This is a genomic window from Microbacterium sp. BG28 (assembly GCF_034044005.1).
Taxonomy (GTDB): Bacteria; Actinomycetota; Actinomycetes; order Actinomycetales; family Microbacteriaceae; genus Microbacterium.
In genome coordinates, this window is sequence record NZ_JAXCHA010000002.1 from 701,007 (window position 1) to 716,461 (window position 15,455).

Consider the following 15,455-nt stretch of genomic DNA (forward strand, 5'->3'; position numbering starts at 1 on the left):
CCCAGACAGCCGGCTCCGCGCTCGGCGGCGCGGACGCTGTTAGGCTCGCCTGCGTTCCTATGACCAGTTCCTCCGCCCGTCCCGTGCGCCCATCCGATGCGCCGGCGACGCCGACCCCCACTGCCGCAGCGAGCGGGCGGGCATCCGGCAAGGCGATCCTCCTCGGCGAGCACGCTGTCGTCTACCGACGGCCGGCGCTCGCCATCCCGCTCTCGGCACTTCAGGTGCAAGCGGACGTCCGACGATCGAGCGGTCCGAGCCTTTTGCACAGCGACCTGTACGACGGTCCTCTCGCCGCGGCACCCGCTCGCCTGGGCCCGACCGTCATGGCTGCCACCGCGGCACTCGACGCCGTGGGCGCCGCCGATGAGTCGATCGAACTCCGTATCGCGAGCAACCTGCCGGCCGAGCGCGGCGTCGGCTCCTCCGCCGCCGTCGCCGCTGCCGTCGTGCGCGCCGTCGCGGCGGCTTTCGGGGTGGTCCTGGATGCGGCCGTGGAGCACGAGCTGATCCAGCGGGCCGAGCGTGTCGCTCACGTGTCGCCGAGCGGTCTCGACGCGCACGCCGTGAGTGCCGGCGCGCCGATCTGGTTCGAGGACGGAGCCGTGTCGCCCGTCGCCGTGGCCGCGCCGCTCACATTCGTGATCGCCGACACCGGGATCTCCGGCCGCACGAGAGAAGCAGTCGCGGGTGTGCGCACGCGTCACGATGAAGACCCGCAGGGAACGACGGACCTCCTCGACGAGTTGGGTGAGCTGACCCGCGACGCCCGCACGCACCTCGCCACCGGTGATGCCCGGAGCCTGGGCGCCGTCATGGACCGGGGTCACACGGCGCTCGATCGTCTGGGTGTGGGCGACCCGGCTCTCGACGCACTCGCGGCCGCGGCGCGCGCCCACGGGGCGTGGGGAGCGAAACTGACCGGCGGCGGGCGCGGCGGATGCGTCCTCGTGCTCGCCCGCGGCGACGAGAGCGCTGCCGAGGTCGCCGGCGCCCTGCGCGGCGCGGGAGCTGCCGCGACCTGGACCACCACGGTGGAGGCGACGACATGACCGAGGCCCGCGCGATCGCGCATCCCAACATCGCCCTGGTGAAGTACTGGGGCAAACGTGACACGGCACTCAACCTGCCGGCCACCGGAAGTCTCTCGATGACGCTCGGCGTGTTCCCCACGACCACCACGGTCGTGGTGGACGACGCGCTGGACACCGACGTGTTCGTCCTCAACGGCCGTGAGCAGTCGGGCGTCCCCGCCGAGCGCACCACGCGATTCCTCGACCTCGTACGAGAGCTCTCCGGCTCCGCTCTGCGGGCCCGCGTGGAGTCCCACAACACCGTGCCGTCCGCGGCGGGACTCGCGTCTTCCGCGGCAGGCTTCGCCGCACTCGCCGGCGCCGCCGCATCCGCCTTCGGACTGCAGCTGAGCGCGAGGGAGCTCAGCAGACTCGCTCGTCGCGGTTCGGGCTCCGCCGCGCGTTCCGTCTTCGGCGGCTTCGCCCTGTGGCACGCGGGCGACGACGAGCAGTCCTACGCCGAGCCGCTGCCGGCACCCGGGGATCTCGCCATGGTCGTCGCTATCGTGGACAGCGGCGAGAAGCAGGTCTCCAGCCGGGAGGCGATGCGCCGCACGGCGGACACCTCGCCCTTCTACCCCGCGTGGATCTCCTCGACCGCGGCGACGCTCGAGGAGGCGCGGCGTGCGTGCATCGAGGGCGACGTGGCGCAGCTCGGACGCCTCACCGAGAACAACGCCCTTCGGATGCACGCCGTGATCCAGGCCTCGGCACCGTCCATCCGCTACCTCTCGCCGACGAGCATCGCGCTCTTCGACCGCGTGGCGGCGCTGCGCGACGCGGGCCTGGAGTCGTATGCCACGGCGGACGCGGGCCCGAACGTCGTCGCCCTGTGCCGCGCCGCGGACGCCGAGGCCGTCGCGGGCGAGCTCGGCGCACTCGCCGAGACGGTCGTCGCACTGCCCGGACCGGGGCTGGTGGTCGGCGGAAGGTCCGTCGGATGACCGCCCCGATCGTCGTCCGCTCGCCGGGCAAGCTGTTCATCGCGGGTGAGTACGCGGTCGTGACGCCGGGAGAGCCCGCCGTGCTCGTCGCCGTCGATCGCTACCTGACGGTCCGTCTGACACCCAGCGCGGACTCCGGAAGCATCCATTCGCCCGAGTTCGGCCGCACTCCACTCGTGTGGGGCCGTGCGGGCGACGGACTCACGATCGATGCCGAGCACCATCCGTACGAATACGTGCTCGCAGCCATCACCCTCGCCGAACGTCTGCGTTCCGAGCGCGGGCTCCCGGCGCGCTACTACGACCTGCGCATCGACAGCGGACTCGACGACGCCTCCGGCCGGAAGTTCGGTCTCGGATCCTCCGCGGCGGTGACGATCGCGACGATCCGCGCGATCGACGAGTTCTATGGATTCGGTCTGTCCCGGCGCGACGCGTACCGCCTGGCCCTGCTGGCCACCATCCAGGTCGCTCCGCAGGCATCCGGGGGCGACCTCGCCGCCAGCGCTTTCGGTGGTTGGATCTCCTATCGCTCCCCGGACCGGGATGTGCTGCGTGCGGCGCTCGATGCGCAGGCGACGGTCGCCGAGCTGCTGGCGTCGCCCGGATGGGCACCGCTGGACATCGCCCGCCTCGCGCCGCCCGCATCCCTCCGCTTCCTCGTCGGCTGGACCGGTCGCCCCGCATCCACCGCGCGGCTCGTCGACGCGGTACGGGGCGGCTCGGGCGCCATGGACTACCCGGCGTTCCTGCTCGACTCTCGCGCGTGCGTCACGGACCTGGCGCGCGCTCTGGACGATGGCGACGACCACTCCACGCTCGATGCCGTCCGCCGAGCGCGGAGGCTGCTGCGCCGTCTCGGACGAAGCGCGGGCGTCGCCATCGAGACGGATGCGCTCGCTGCGCTCTGCGACACCGCGGAAGCGGCCGGGGCCGCAGCGAAATCATCGGGCGCCGGCGGCGGCGATTGCGGGATCGTCCTGGCCCCTGAGGACGCAGACATCGCCGGCATGCTCCGCGACTGGGAGGAACGCGACGTCCGGCACCTGACGCTGTCGGTGTCCCCCGCTGAGGGAGGGGCGCCGTGAGCGCTGCGGACCGCAAGGACGATCATGTGCGGCTCGCCGTCGCCCAGCATCCGCTCATCGCGGGGAACGGCTTCGACGACGTCCGCTTCCTGCACCACGCCCTCTCCGGCATCGACGCCTCCGAGGTGACCCTCGACACCGAGGTGGCCGGGCTGCGCTGGTCCGCGCCGTTCTACATCAATGCGATGACCGGCGGCAGCGCCCGCACGGGCGAGATCAATCGCGCGCTCGCCCGCGCGGCTGCCGTAGCGCGTGTGCCGATCGCTTCGGGGTCGATGAGTGTCGCGCTCGACCATGCGGAGGCGGCTCCGACGTTCCGTGTGCTGCGCGAGGAGAACCCGGACGGACTCCTGTTCGCCAACATCGGGATCGAGCGGTCGGCGGACGATGCCCGCCGGGCGATCGACCTCATCGATGCCGACGCTCTGCAGATCCATGTGAACGCCGTGCAGGAGATCGTGATGCCGGAGGGCGGGCGCTCCTTCGGTCACTGGGTCGCCTCGCTGGAGCGCATCGTCGCCGCGGTGGATGTCCCCGTCGTCGTCAAAGAGGTCGGCTTCGGTTTCAGTCGACGCACGCTCTCCGTCCTCGGCGAGATCGGTGTCCGCGCCGCGGACGTCGCCGGCCGCGGCGGCACGGACTTCGTGCAGATCGAGAACGCGCGCCGGGTCGACGCGGATTTCGGTTACCTGGCCGGATGGGGGCAGAGCGCCGTCGAGTGTCTGCTCGATGCGCCGTCCGACGCACCTCCGCTCCTCGCCTCCGGAGGAGTGCGCACGCCCCTCGACGTCGTCCGTGGACTCGCCCTCGGCGCGGGAGCCGTCGGCGTCTCCGGCACGTTCCTGCGGATCGTGCTCGACGGGGGTGCGGATGCCCTTTCCGCGGCGCTCGGCGCATGGAAGACCCAGCTTCGAGCCCTCCTCACTGTCCTCGGTGCGCGCACGAGTGCGGACCTGGTCATGACGGATCTGATCATCGGCGGCGAGACCGCCGACTTCGCGCGGGCACGCGCGATCGACATCACCTCGCTGGCGCATCGGTCCGATGCGCTCGGCGCACCTGGAAGGAGCCGGAATGACCGGTGAGTTCACTCCCCTGCCCACCCGCTGGGTCGGTCCGCTACGTCTGAGCGGCGACGTGGTGGGAGAGCAGGAGGTTCCCCTTGCGACCTACGAGAGCCCGCTCTGGCCATCGGTCGGGCGGGGCGCGCGCATCTCGCGGCTGATCGATGACGGCATCCGGGTCACGGTCGTGGACGAGCGGATGACGCGCTCCTCGCTGTTCACAGCCGTCGACGCTGCGACCGCCGTCCGCGCCGGGCGCGACATCCGTGGCCGCTTCGCCGAGCTCGCGGCCACCGTGGCCGCGCAGAGCCGGCACGCCCGACTGCTCGATGTCGACACCGAGGTCGTCGGCAACCTGCTTTTCGTTCGCTTCGCCCTGTCGACCGGCGACGCATCCGGACACAACATGGTGACGCTGGCCGCCGAGTCCCTCATGACCCAGATCCTGCAGTGGCATCCCGAGCTGGAGTACGGATCGATCTCAGGCAACTACTGCTCCGACAAGAAGGCGACCGCCGTCAACGGCATCCTCGGCCGCGGTCGCAATGTCGTCGCCGACATCCTCATCCCGGCAGAGCTCGTGGAGACACAACTGCGCTCCACCGCGGCGCGGATCGTCGAGCTGAACACGCGCAAGAACCTCGTCGGCTCCACGATCGCCGGCGCGCTGCGCTCAGCGAACGCCCACTACGCGAACATGCTGCTCGCGATCTTCCTCGCGACCGGCCAGGATGCCGCGAACATCGTCGAAGGCTCGCAGGGGATCACGTGGGCGGAGGTCCGCGGCGACGGCGACCTCTACTTCTCGTGCACGCTGCCCACCCTTATCGTGGGCACGGTCGGCAACGGCAAGGACCTCCCGCAGGTCGAGCAGGCGCTCACCCGCCTCGGATGCCGCGAGGAGCGCGAATCGGGCGAGAATGCGCGGCGCCTGGCCGCCCTCGTGGCGGCGACGGTGCTCTGCGGCGAGCTCTCGCTCCTGGCCGCCCAGACCAACCCCGGAGAACTCATGACTTCCCACCTCCAGCTGGAGCGCAACGGAAAGGCCACGCGATGACCGCGCCCCTGATCGGTATCCACGACCTGGCGGTCGCGACCGCCGGTCATGTGCTGGAGCTCGACGACCTGGCGGCGGCGACGGGCGTCGACCCGGGCAAGTTCCACATCGGGCTCGGCCAGGACCAGATGAGCGTTCCCGGCCCGGACGAGGACATCGTCACGATGGGAGCGACCGCTGCGCGGCGCATCATCGACCGGCACGGCGTGGACGGCATCCGCACCGTCTTCTTCGCGACCGAGTCGGGGGTCGACCAGTCCAAGTCCGCCGGTGTCTGGGTGCACGATCTGCTGGGTCTGCCCTCCACCAGCCGCGTCATCGAACTCAAGCAGGCCTGTTACTCCGCCACCGCCGCACTGCAGGCCGCTGCGGGGCTCGTCGCGCGCGAGCCGGGGTCGAAGGTTCTCGTCATCGCAAGTGACATCGCCCGCTACGAGCTGGACTCCGCCGCGGAGCCCACCCAGGGCGCCGGTGCGGTCGCGATGCTCGTCACCGCGGACCCTGCCCTCATGAGCATCGAACCGGCGACCGGATTGCACACCGCCCACGTGGACGACTTCTGGCGACCCAACGACAGCGTGACCGCCGTCGTCGACGGCAAGTTGTCCATCGATGCGTATCTCGACGGCTTCGTCGGCGCATGGGACGACTATCGCGCCCATGGTGGGGCGGAGTCCGGCGAGATCGACGTCTTCACCCACCACCAGCCGTTCACGCGGATGGCCGCCAAGGCGCATCGCCGTCTCGCCGAGCACCTGGGAACGGAACTCGCGGAGGACCGCTACCTGCGCTCCACGCTCTACAACCGGCGTATCGGCAACTCGTACACGGCGTCGCTGTACTTCGGACTCGCGGCTCTGCTCGACGGCGACGACGACCTGACCGGCAAGCGCGTGGGCATGTTCAGCTACGGCTCGGGCAGCGTCAGCGAGTTCTTCGCCGGCGTCGTGCAGCCGGGTTACCGTGAGCACACCCGCGCTGACGAGACCGCGGAGATGCTCGCCGCGCGCACGAGCGTGGATGTGCCTGCATACCGTGCCCTACACGCTGCGGCCCACCTGGGGAGCCGTCAGGACGTGGCCGTGCCGGCACAGTCTCCGTGGCCGTACCACTTCGCGGGTGTGCGAGGTCGCGCCCGTCAGTACACCGCGGACCAGGCCTGAGCCACCGAACTGCGACCTCCTCGCTCGTCGGCCGAGCGATCAGCTCCGGCCGACGAACGGGGCGACGCGGAACGCGCCTGCCGATTCAGACGCCGGAGGCGACCTCGGCCGCGGTGCGCGACGCGCGGATGGGGTGCCCCTGTGTCGTCAGGCAGCGCCCGCTCGCGAGGTCCCACTTCCAGTCATGCAGACTGCACGTGAGTACTCCGTCCTCGATCTTGCCGGTCTTCGTCAGGTCGGCGCGCAGATGCGGGCACCGACGCTGCACGACCCAGTCGCCGAGCTCGGTGTCCTCGGTCTGATCGGACTGCTCGGCGTACCAGTTCTCGACGTACTCGATGCGGTCGCGTGAGAGGCACTTCAGGAACGTGGTGAGGAACTCGTTGAACTTGCCGCTGCGTCCGACCTCGAACTGCATCGACAGGAAGATGGAGTTCGACCAGTCGATCTCATGGTCGGCGATGTTGGTGGACACGAGGTCGGCCGGGATCGTGTACCAGTAGATGCACTCCTCCCCCGCGTATTCGCGGACCTTCGCCTTCGGGAAGTCCACCACCATGTCCAGGTCGCCGATGCGGAACCGGACATTGCCGCCCACGCCGTTGCGGATCGTACGGGCACGACGCAGCAAAGGCTCCCACCACTCTTTGATGGCGGCCAGCATCTCGGACGGCGGCAGCACCTCGGCGCGGCTCGCCTCCTCCTCGCGGATCTCCTGCTGGCGGCTGTCACGCTGCTGGGCGAGGTAGGCCCACTTGTCGGCGAACATGCGCCCGATCTCGGCCTCGCTGTACAGCGTCTGCGTGACCTCGATCGCCCCGTGATTCAGGTCGACCTGGGTACCGGGCACGAACAGGTAGCCCTTCTGCTCGGGGCGACGCTCGGCCATGTGCGCCAGGAACTCGCTCTGGTCGGTGAAGATCGAGTCGTTCTCGAGACCGAGGCCGTTGTAACGGAACAGTTCCTCGCGCAGGAACATCGGCGGTCCGGCCATCGGGAACACGTGCTCGGCGTCGACCTTCTCGATGTAGTACATCGCGCGCTTGTTCTGCGCATCGCGCTTGAGCTGCGCGAAGTTCTGCTTCGCGTCCTGTGGCAGGTCATAGACCATCGGCCACCAGATCGCCCCCGAGACCTGGGTGAAGTACGCATCCGGCTTGGAGAACGCCAGGAGCTTCTCGAGATCGAGCGGGTGCGAGTCGTTCTGGTTCAGGACCGAGGCGGTTCCGTCATCGACGCTCAGGGACGAGTCGCCGATGGGGCCGTCGCTGGGCGCCCGCAGTGGCGTGACCATGACGGACAGCTCGCCGTACTGCAGCGGAACGCCGGATTGCGTGTAGACGATGTTCTCGTAGCCGAGAGCGCGCAGATCCTGCTCGAGATCATCCGTCGGGTAATCGGGCAGGAGCACGGGGATGTCCGAGCGCACATACCGCTGCAGGAGCCGGGGGTCGAAGTGATCGCGGTGACGGTGCGAGATGTAAAGGAAGTCCGCTTGACCGAAACGCTCCCAGTCGAGCCCGCGGTTGTCGGGGAACGGGAACCACGATCCGAAGAACGAGGGGCCGATGACGGGATCGCAGAGGATGCTGCCGCCCGCCGTCTCGATGAACATGCCCGCGTGGCCGAGACCCGTGATGCGCATAGAAGAGTCCTTTCCTCGTTCGAGTCTAGGCAGCGCCCCCTGTGTGTCCCGTGCGCACCGCCGACTCACCGCTCGTCGATCACGAGGGCGCGAGCCCCAACCGCGGGTACAGCCGAGCAAAGCCCTCCGCCAACCCGCCTTCCAGGGCGTCGACCACGTGGCCGGCACCGGGGACGATGTAGCTCTGGGCATCCCATCCGGCCGCCGCAGCCGCGGCTGCTCCGGTCTGCGCCTGAGCGACGTACCCGGGGTCGTTCTCACCCGCGGTGAACAGCGCCCATTCGTTCGGGTACGCCACGGCGCCGGAGGCGAGGATGCTCATCGGTTGTGCCGCCTTGTAGGCCGCCTCAGAGCCCCCGTAGACGTCCGCGATCGTCTCATCAGGGTGCTCGGAGCCCGGCACGACCTCGCCGCTGATGGAAAGGAGGTTGCCCCAGATGTCCGGATGCTTGGCCGCGTACGTGAAGGCGCACCCCCCGCCGTTGGAGTAACCCGCGATGATCCAGTCCTTCGCCCGCGGGATCACGGGCAGCGTCCGGGCGAAGTCGACGACGTCCTGCGTCACATAGGTCTCGACGTTCCCGTACATCGGCGAGTCCGCACACGCGGGGTCGCGCGTGGGATCGCCGAGCTGATCCACCACGAGCACGTAGGGCGCGAGCCCCTTGTTCTTCGCGGCGGCCGCGTCGAGCGTCGCCGCGATGTACTGGGGGTCGGGATCCCCCGGCTGCCCCATCATCAGGATGACCAACGGCAGAAGCGGAGGATTGGCGGTGAGACCGGCGGGAGGAATGTAGAGCCCCGCCTGCCGCGCCGCGAACCCCGATTTCGTCGCCGGGATCGATACGGTCCCCTGCTTCCCTGACGCCGGCATATCCGAGGGGGGCTGCCAGGTCTGGGAGAGGGGCACGTCCGGTTCCCACGCCCCCGGCGACGCCGTGGGGATGACGATCGGCTTGTCGATCTGGATATGCAGGAAATTCGCCAGAGTGGCGTTGAGCCCGAAATGGGCATTGATTCCGAGGGTCGCCGTGAGGAGGAACAGCACCGCGGCGATCAGAGCGATCACGCGCCGCCGCCAACGAGAGTCCCACAGGTTGGCGACCGCGATGGCGGTCGCCCCGAGACCCGCGGACGCCCACGTCTTCACCTGCCACGGCAGTGTGATGCCGAACATGCCCGTCTCGTCGGCGACGACCGAGACCAGGAGCGCGAGCAGAGCTCCGAGACCGAACGCGACAGCCGCATGAAGCAACCACCGTCTGCGCCCGGGTCGCCAGAGGAGGTAGCCGAGCGCCACAAGGCTCGCTGCGCAGAACACTCCGATCAGGACGGGGCTGACGATCCTGAGCTCCAGCAGTGCCGTCATGCCCAGTCCCTTCCGCGCTCGGGGCGGTCCTCAGCGTTCGCGCGAGGCCTGCGCGTCAGGCCGAGCGGGCAATACGCGCGAGCACGCCGTGAACGAAGGCCCCGGCCTCGTCGGTCGAGTACTCCTTCGCGAGCTCCACGGCCTCATCGATGGCGACCGCGACGGGAACCTCGTCGTTGAAGACGGCTTCCCAGACACCGATGCGCAGGACCGCACGGTCGACCGCGGGCATCCGTTCGATCTTCCAATCGCGGGCGTGCGTGATGATCTGCTCGTCGATCTCGTCACGGTGGTCGATGACACCGTCGACGATGTCGCGAGCGTACAACCAGGACGTTTGTCGGTCGGGCTCCCCCGCTGCGCGTGAGGCTTCTGCGGCGAGAATGGCCGCGGGGTCTTCACCGCGGACGTCCGCCTGGAACAGGATGTCGAGGGCGCGTTTGCGCGCCTTGCTACGAGCGCTCACCCGTCAGCTGACGCGGCCGAGGTAGTCGCCCGTGCGCGTGTCGACCTTGACCTTCGTGCCCGTCTCGACGAACAGCGGGACCTGGATCTCGTGACCCGTCTCCACCGTCGCGGGCTTCGTTCCGGCGGACGAGCGATCGCCCTGCAGACCCGGCTCGGTGTAGGTGATCTCGAGGACGACCGAGGCGGGCAGCTCGATGTAGAGCGGGTTGCCGTCGTGCAACGCGATCTGCACCTGCTGGTTCTCGAGCAGGTAGTTGGCCGCGTCGCCGACCGTCGCCGCGCCCACGGTGATCTGGTCGTAGTCGGCGACGTCCATGAAGACGAAGCCCTCACCGTCGTTGTAGAGGTAGGTGAAGTCACGGCGGTCGACGTTCTGGATGTCGACCTTCGCGCCGGCGTTGAACGTCTTGTCGACGACCTTGCCGGTCATGACGCTCTTCAGCTTCGTGCGCACGAACGCTCCGCCCTTGCCGGGCTTGACGTGCTGGAACTCCACGACGTTCCACAGCTGTCCGTCGATGCTGAGGACGACGCCGTTCTTGATGTCTGCGGTAGATGCCATGGGGGTGGAGGTTCCGTTCGTCGTGAGATCTGCGGGCACGTCGCAGCAGGCGAGGGCCCAGCTACCCATCTTACGGGATCGCCACCGGCCCTGCCGGGCACGCGATGGCGCGGCGGGGCCGGCGGCGGCGTGGTCATGCGTACCGGTAGAAGCCTTCGCCGGTCGCGACACCCAGCTTGCCCTGGTCGATGTAGTTCTCCTTCAACCAGGCGGCCAGGGCCTGATCCCCCGTGCTCGAGTGCGTGAGGATGTTGTACGGCGTGTTCAGGCCGATCACGTCGAGCATCTGGAGCGGGCCCATCGGGGCGCCCGTGGCGATGCGCCACGTCTTGTCGATGTCAGCGACGGACGCGTATCCTCCCGCGGCGAGGCCCATACCGGCGTTGAGCAGCGGAACGAGGAGCGAGTTGAGCACGTAGCCCGCCTTCTCCTTGCGGATGGCGATCGGTACCATGCCGATCGCCTCCGCGAAGCGCATGACTGCATCGAACACCTCGGGCGAGGTGCGATCCGTGCCCATGACCTCTCCGGTGTTGAACTTCCATACGCGGTTCGCGAAGTGGAGCGCGAGGAAGCGGTCGGGCCGCCCGGTGAAGTCGACGATGTCGGACGGCAGCAGTGTGGACGAGTTGGTCGCGAAGACCGTGTTCTCGTTCGCGAGTCCCGCGAGCTGCGTGTAGATCTCGCGCTTCAGATCGAGCACCTCGGGAACGGCCTCGATCACGAGGTCGACCTTCGCCGCATCGGCGAGGCTGGTGGTGAGGGTGACGCGAGCCAGCGCATCCTCGACGCGCGTGCCCTCAGCAGCTCCGGGAACCTCCGCTCGATAGGTGGCGGCGAGTCGCTCGAAACGCTCGCGCGCACCGACGAGCGCCTCGTCGCTGATGTCGTACGCCACGACGGGGAATCCGCTGTACGCACTCTGAAAGGCGATCTGCGATCCCAGAACACCTGTTCCGAGAACCGCGACGGTCGTGATGTCAGTCATGATCTCTTCCTTCTGACGGGGATCCCCCGTCGCTCACTTCGCGGTCGGGTCGGCCGCGGTATCAGCCGCGCCGGCACGGTAGCCGGCGACGATCTGCGCGATCTGCCTGGGCAGGTCGGAGGTGTCGAAGCGCCCTTCGCCCCGGGGTCGAACGAGCACGATGTGCGCACAGGCGAAGATCGCGCGGGCCGCACTGCGGGCGGCCGGGCTCTCCTGGCCGCCGGTCAGGATCCGGGCGATACCGTCCTCCAGTTCGGCGACCACTGCCAAGCCGTCCGCTCGGTACGGCTCGTCCGCATCGCCGAACATCAGCTCGCGCTGGTAGACGGCCGCATCCGAGGCGCGCTGCGCCGCGGTTTCGAAGAGCGGACTCAGCGCGGCGTGAACCGCCTCGGCTGCGTCCGGCACCGCTCCGGCTGCATCCAGTCCGCGACGTACGGCGTGGCGCACATCTTCATTACGCACCATGAGCAGCAGCTCCGCCTTCGTCGCGGCGTATCGGAACACCGTCCCCACAGCGACATCCGCGCGATCCGCCACCTGCTGAGTGGTCACCTGCGCGTAACCGAACTCGTCGAACAGATCGCGCGCAGCAGCGAAGATGCGCTGTTGCTTCAGTCGCTTTCCCCGCTCCCGGCGTCCCGTGTCATCGGCCACAAATGAGTCAACTCAAAAATGAGCCGACTCATTCCCTGAGGAAGGAAGAATCCTCAGCCGTCCGACTGTCCGGCGATCACCCGGATGAGGCGATCCACCGCCGTCGCGTAACCCTGCACGCCCTCGCCGACGACATGCACGATCGCGACGTCCCGGACGTATGAGTGGCGCCGGAACTCCTCTCGCGCTGTCACATTCGAGATGTGGACCTCAGCGACGGGGAGCGAGACACCGCTCAGGGCATCGCGCAGCACGACCGAGGTGTGGGTGAGACCGCCCGGGTTGATCACGATCCCCGCACAGTCCTCGCGCGCGGCATGGATCGCATCGAGCAGGATGCCCTCGTGGTTGCTCTGCACGGCACGCAGCTCGAAACCGTGCGCAGCCGCGGCCTCCGACGCGATGCGCTCGACATCCGCGAGCGTCGCCGTCCCGTAGATGTCAGGTTCGCGCGTCCCGAGCAGATTGAGGTTCGGGCCGTTGACGAGCAGGAGACGACGTGCGGTGGTCACGCTCGCACGCTACCAGGAGCGCGAGTCGCGCGACGTCCTCAGCCGGCGACCTCCTGGTAGGCCGCGAACAGCAGCGACTCGTCGGGCGCCTGCAACACGGTCGGACGGGCGATGTCGTCGAGCACGATGAACCTGAGCATGCCGCCGCGCGACTTCTTGTCGCGCTGCATCGTCGCGAGCAGCTGCGGCCACGCGCCCGCCCGGTAGCTCGTGGGGAGCCCCAGAGACTCGAGGATGTCGCGGTGACGGCCGGCGGCTGAGTCCGGCAGACGACCGGCGAGGCGCGAGAGTTCGGCGGCGTACACCATGCCGATGGAGATCGCCGCGCCGTGACGCCAGCGGTAGCGCTCCGCATGCTCGATCGCGTGGCCGAGCGTGTGACCGTAGTTGAGGATCTCCCGGAGCCCCGCCTCACGGAAGTCTTCGCCCACGACGCGCGCCTTCATGTCGATCGCGAGCTCGAGGCAGCGTCGGAAGGATGCCGCTGACGGGTCCACGATCGACTGCGGCTCCGCTTCGATGCGGTCGAGGATCTCGGGCGCCCAGATGAAGCCCGCCTTGACGACTTCGGCGAAGCCCGCGGTCGCCTCGTTCTGAGACAGTCCGTCCAGCATCGAAAGGTCGCACACGACGGCCTGCGGCGCCCAGAAGGCGCCGACGAGGTTCTTGCCTTCCGCGGTGTTGATCCCTGTCTTGCCGCCGACAGCGGCGTCCACCATGCCGAGGACGGTCGTCGGCACCTGCACCACCTGGATGCCACGCAGCCAGGTGGCAGCGACGAAGCCCGCCAGGTCTGTCACCGCGCCGCCGCCGAATCCGACGACCGCATCCGTCCGCGTGAAATCCGCCTGACCCATGACCTGCCAGCAGAACGCGGCCACCTCGACGCGCTTGCCCTGCTCGGCGTCGGGGATCTCCGCCAGGAGCACCTCGCGCCCTCCCTCGGCCATGAGCCGCTCCCGCAGCGATGCCGCTGCAGCCCCCAGGGTGGGCGGATGGACGACGAGCACCTTGCGCACGGACGGGGCGAGCGCCTCCCCGACACGATCCAGGATGTCGCGCCCGAGGTGGATCGTGTACCCGTTGTCCCCGGCGACGGTGATCTCGGTCGTCTCGGTCATGAGTGTCCCTTCGGTGCGGCCGTCCGCGCCCACGCCACGATCTGGTCGACGACGTCGGAGAGCGGTCCGTGCGAGGTGTCGAACGTCGCGTCGGCGACTTCGGTGTACAGCGGCATCCGCTCTTCCAGGATGCGGCGCCAGCGAGCGACGGGATCTTCACCCTCGTCGGCGAGCAACGGGCGGTGCCCTCCCCCGATCCGACCGGCCACGAGCGCCGGCGAGACCGTCAGCAGCGCGACTCGGTGGGCCCGGAGATCGGAGCGCGTCGCAGGGTCGAGAACCGAGCCTCCGCCGAGCGACACCACGCCGCCCTGCGTCAGCGCGTGCGCGACGGCCTCACGCTCGAGTTCGCGGAAGTGCGCCTCGCCGTGCGTGGCGAAGATGTCGGAGATCGCGCCGTGCGAACGCACGACCGTCGCGTCCGTGTCGACGAAGCCGACCTCCAGAACCTTCGCGACCCGCTTACCGATGCTGGTCTTGCCTGCACCCATCGGACCGACGAGCACGATCGCCGAGTCGGCGTGCGTCGTCATCGATCGAGGTCGGGATCGCTGGCGTCCGCCGTGCGCAAGGTGTCGGGGATCGCCGCAAGGTAGGACTGAAGGTTGCGGCGGGTCTCGACGATGTTGTCACCGCCGAACTTCTCGAGCACGACATCGGCGAGGACGATGGCGACCATGGCCTCCGCCACGACGCCGGCGGCGGGAACGGCGCAGACGTCCGAACGCTGGTGGTGCGCCGACGCCGTCTCACCCGTCGCGACGTCGATAGTCCGCAGCGCGTGCGGAACGGTCGCGATCGGCTTCATCCCCGCTCGCACCCGCAGCACGGTCCCCGTGGACATTCCGCCCTCGGTGCCGCCGGCGCGGTCGGTGCCGCGCGTGATTCCGCCGTCGGTCGCGAACAACTCGTCGTGCGCCGCAGAGCCGCGTCGACGGGTGGTCTCGAAGCCGTCGCCGACCTCCACACCCTTGATGGCCTGGATGCTCATGAGCGCCTGCGCCAGCTTGGCGTCGAGACGGCGGTCCCACTGGACGTGCGACCCGAGTCCCGGCGGTACGCCGTAGGCGAGCACCTCGACGATGCCGCCCAGGGTGTCGCCGTCCTTCTTCGCGGCGTCGACCTCGGCGACCATCGCCGCGGACGTCGTCGCATCGAAGCAGCGCAGCGGATCCGCATCCAGTGCGTCGACGTCGTCCGGCATCGGAAGCGCTGCCCCCTCGGGCACGCGCACGGGTCCGATCGAGAGCGTGTGGCTCACGAGGCGGATGCCGAGCTCGCCGAGGAACGAGCGCGCGATGGCGCCCAGGGCGACGCGCGCGGCGGTCTCGCGGGCGCTCGCTCGCTCAAGGATGGGACGCGCCTCGTCGAATCCGTACTTCTGCATCCCGACGAGGTCCGCGTGACCGGGCCGAGGACGCGTAAGGGCTGCCCCGCGGCCGCGCGAGCGCTCCGTGAGCTGCGCCGGCTCGGGACTCATGACCTCGACCCACTTCGGCCACTCCGTGTTGCCCACGCGAAGCGCGATCGGACTGCCGATGGAGTACCCGTGCACCACGCCGGAGGAGATCGAGAGTTCGTCCTCCTCGAACTTCATCCGCGAGCCGCGGCCGTAGCCCAGCTTGCGTCGGGCGAGGTCGGCTTGGATCGCGTCACGGGCGACGGGCACACCGGCAGGCAGGCCCTCCATGATGGCGACGAGTTCGGGGCCGTGCGATTCGCCGGCCGTGAGCACGCGGAGCAT

The 15,455-nt window shown here is 69.2% G+C and carries 16 protein-coding genes; 6 read left to right on the forward strand and 10 right to left on the reverse strand.

Going from position 1 to position 15,455, the window contains the following annotated elements; genetic code table 11:
- Positions 1-59 precede the first annotated feature (59 nt).
- The 6 genes from mvk to SK224_RS09305 are packed head-to-tail and all read left to right on the forward strand — an operon-like array spanning position 60 to position 6,389.
- Positions 60-1,052 carry a mevalonate kinase gene (mvk, locus tag SK224_RS09280; protein WP_320434419.1) on the forward strand — a complete coding sequence of 331 codons (993 nt, stop codon included), beginning with the start codon at positions 60-62 and terminating at the stop codon, positions 1,050-1,052.
- A complete protein-coding gene (gene mvaD, locus SK224_RS09285) occupies positions 1,049-2,017 on the forward strand; it encodes a diphosphomevalonate decarboxylase (protein WP_320434420.1) in 969 nt (322 codons plus the stop codon). Before mvk ends, mvaD begins: the two co-directional genes overlap by 4 nt.
- The gene (locus SK224_RS09290; protein ID WP_320434421.1) at positions 2,014-3,105 is read left to right on the forward strand and encodes a phosphomevalonate kinase; all 1,092 of its coding nucleotides are present in this window, start codon (positions 2,014-2,016) and stop codon (positions 3,103-3,105) included. Before mvaD ends, SK224_RS09290 begins: the two co-directional genes overlap by 4 nt.
- Positions 3,102-4,190, forward strand: a complete 1,089-nt coding sequence (gene fni, locus SK224_RS09295) for a type 2 isopentenyl-diphosphate Delta-isomerase (protein ID WP_320434422.1) — start codon at positions 3,102-3,104, stop codon at positions 4,188-4,190. Before SK224_RS09290 ends, fni begins: the two co-directional genes overlap by 4 nt.
- Complete coding sequence (locus tag SK224_RS09300; RefSeq protein ID WP_320434423.1) at positions 4,180-5,226, forward strand: hydroxymethylglutaryl-CoA reductase; 1,047 nt, start codon at positions 4,180-4,182, stop codon at positions 5,224-5,226. Before fni ends, SK224_RS09300 begins: the two co-directional genes overlap by 11 nt.
- Positions 5,223-6,389, forward strand: coding sequence for a hydroxymethylglutaryl-CoA synthase (locus SK224_RS09305; RefSeq protein WP_320434424.1), 1,167 nt, complete (start codon positions 5,223-5,225; stop codon positions 6,387-6,389). The genes SK224_RS09300 and SK224_RS09305 overlap by 4 nt, the downstream gene beginning before the upstream one ends.
- Before the next feature lie 85 nt (positions 6,390-6,474).
- Here the strand turns inward: SK224_RS09305 and SK224_RS09310 are convergent, their stop codons facing one another.
- The 10 genes from SK224_RS09310 to aroC all read right to left on the reverse strand — a co-directional run bounded on the left by SK224_RS09310 (position 6,475) and on the right by aroC (position 15,455).
- Positions 6,475-8,034 (reverse strand): Rieske 2Fe-2S domain-containing protein, encoded by a 1,560-nt coding sequence (locus SK224_RS09310; protein ID WP_320434425.1) that lies wholly within the window; start codon positions 8,032-8,034, stop codon positions 6,475-6,477.
- A gap of 79 nt (positions 8,035-8,113) precedes the next feature.
- Entirely contained in the window at positions 8,114-9,403 is a 1,290-nt protein-coding gene (locus SK224_RS09315) for an alpha/beta hydrolase (RefSeq protein WP_320434426.1), read from the reverse strand.
- Between the two features lie 55 nt (positions 9,404-9,458).
- A complete protein-coding gene (gene nusB / locus SK224_RS09320; protein ID WP_137416963.1) occupies positions 9,459-9,869 on the reverse strand; it encodes a transcription antitermination factor NusB in 411 nt (136 codons plus the stop codon).
- Positions 9,870-9,872: 3 nt separating this feature from the next.
- Entirely contained in the window at positions 9,873-10,433 is a 561-nt protein-coding gene (gene efp / locus SK224_RS09325) for an elongation factor P (protein ID WP_137416962.1), read from the reverse strand.
- Between the two features lie 133 nt (positions 10,434-10,566).
- A complete protein-coding gene (locus SK224_RS09330) occupies positions 10,567-11,421 on the reverse strand; it encodes a 3-hydroxyacyl-CoA dehydrogenase (RefSeq protein ID WP_320434427.1) in 855 nt (284 codons plus the stop codon).
- Positions 11,422-11,454: 33 nt separating this feature from the next.
- Complete coding sequence (locus tag SK224_RS09335) at positions 11,455-12,078, reverse strand: helix-turn-helix domain-containing protein (protein ID WP_320434428.1); 624 nt, start codon at positions 12,076-12,078, stop codon at positions 11,455-11,457.
- A 53-nt stretch (positions 12,079-12,131) separates the two neighbouring features.
- On the reverse strand, positions 12,132-12,590 hold the full coding sequence (gene aroQ, locus SK224_RS09340; RefSeq protein WP_320434429.1) for a type II 3-dehydroquinate dehydratase: 459 nt from the start codon (positions 12,588-12,590) through the stop codon (positions 12,132-12,134).
- Positions 12,591-12,628: 38 nt separating this feature from the next.
- Positions 12,629-13,711, reverse strand: coding sequence for a 3-dehydroquinate synthase (gene aroB, locus SK224_RS09345; protein ID WP_320434430.1), 1,083 nt, complete (start codon positions 13,709-13,711; stop codon positions 12,629-12,631).
- The gene (locus tag SK224_RS09350) at positions 13,708-14,244 is read right to left on the reverse strand and encodes a shikimate kinase (RefSeq protein WP_320434431.1); all 537 of its coding nucleotides are present in this window, start codon (positions 14,242-14,244) and stop codon (positions 13,708-13,710) included. Before SK224_RS09350 ends, aroB begins: the two co-directional genes overlap by 4 nt.
- On the reverse strand, positions 14,241-15,455 hold the full coding sequence (gene aroC, locus SK224_RS09355; RefSeq protein WP_320434432.1) for a chorismate synthase: 1,215 nt from the start codon (positions 15,453-15,455) through the stop codon (positions 14,241-14,243). Before aroC ends, SK224_RS09350 begins: the two co-directional genes overlap by 4 nt.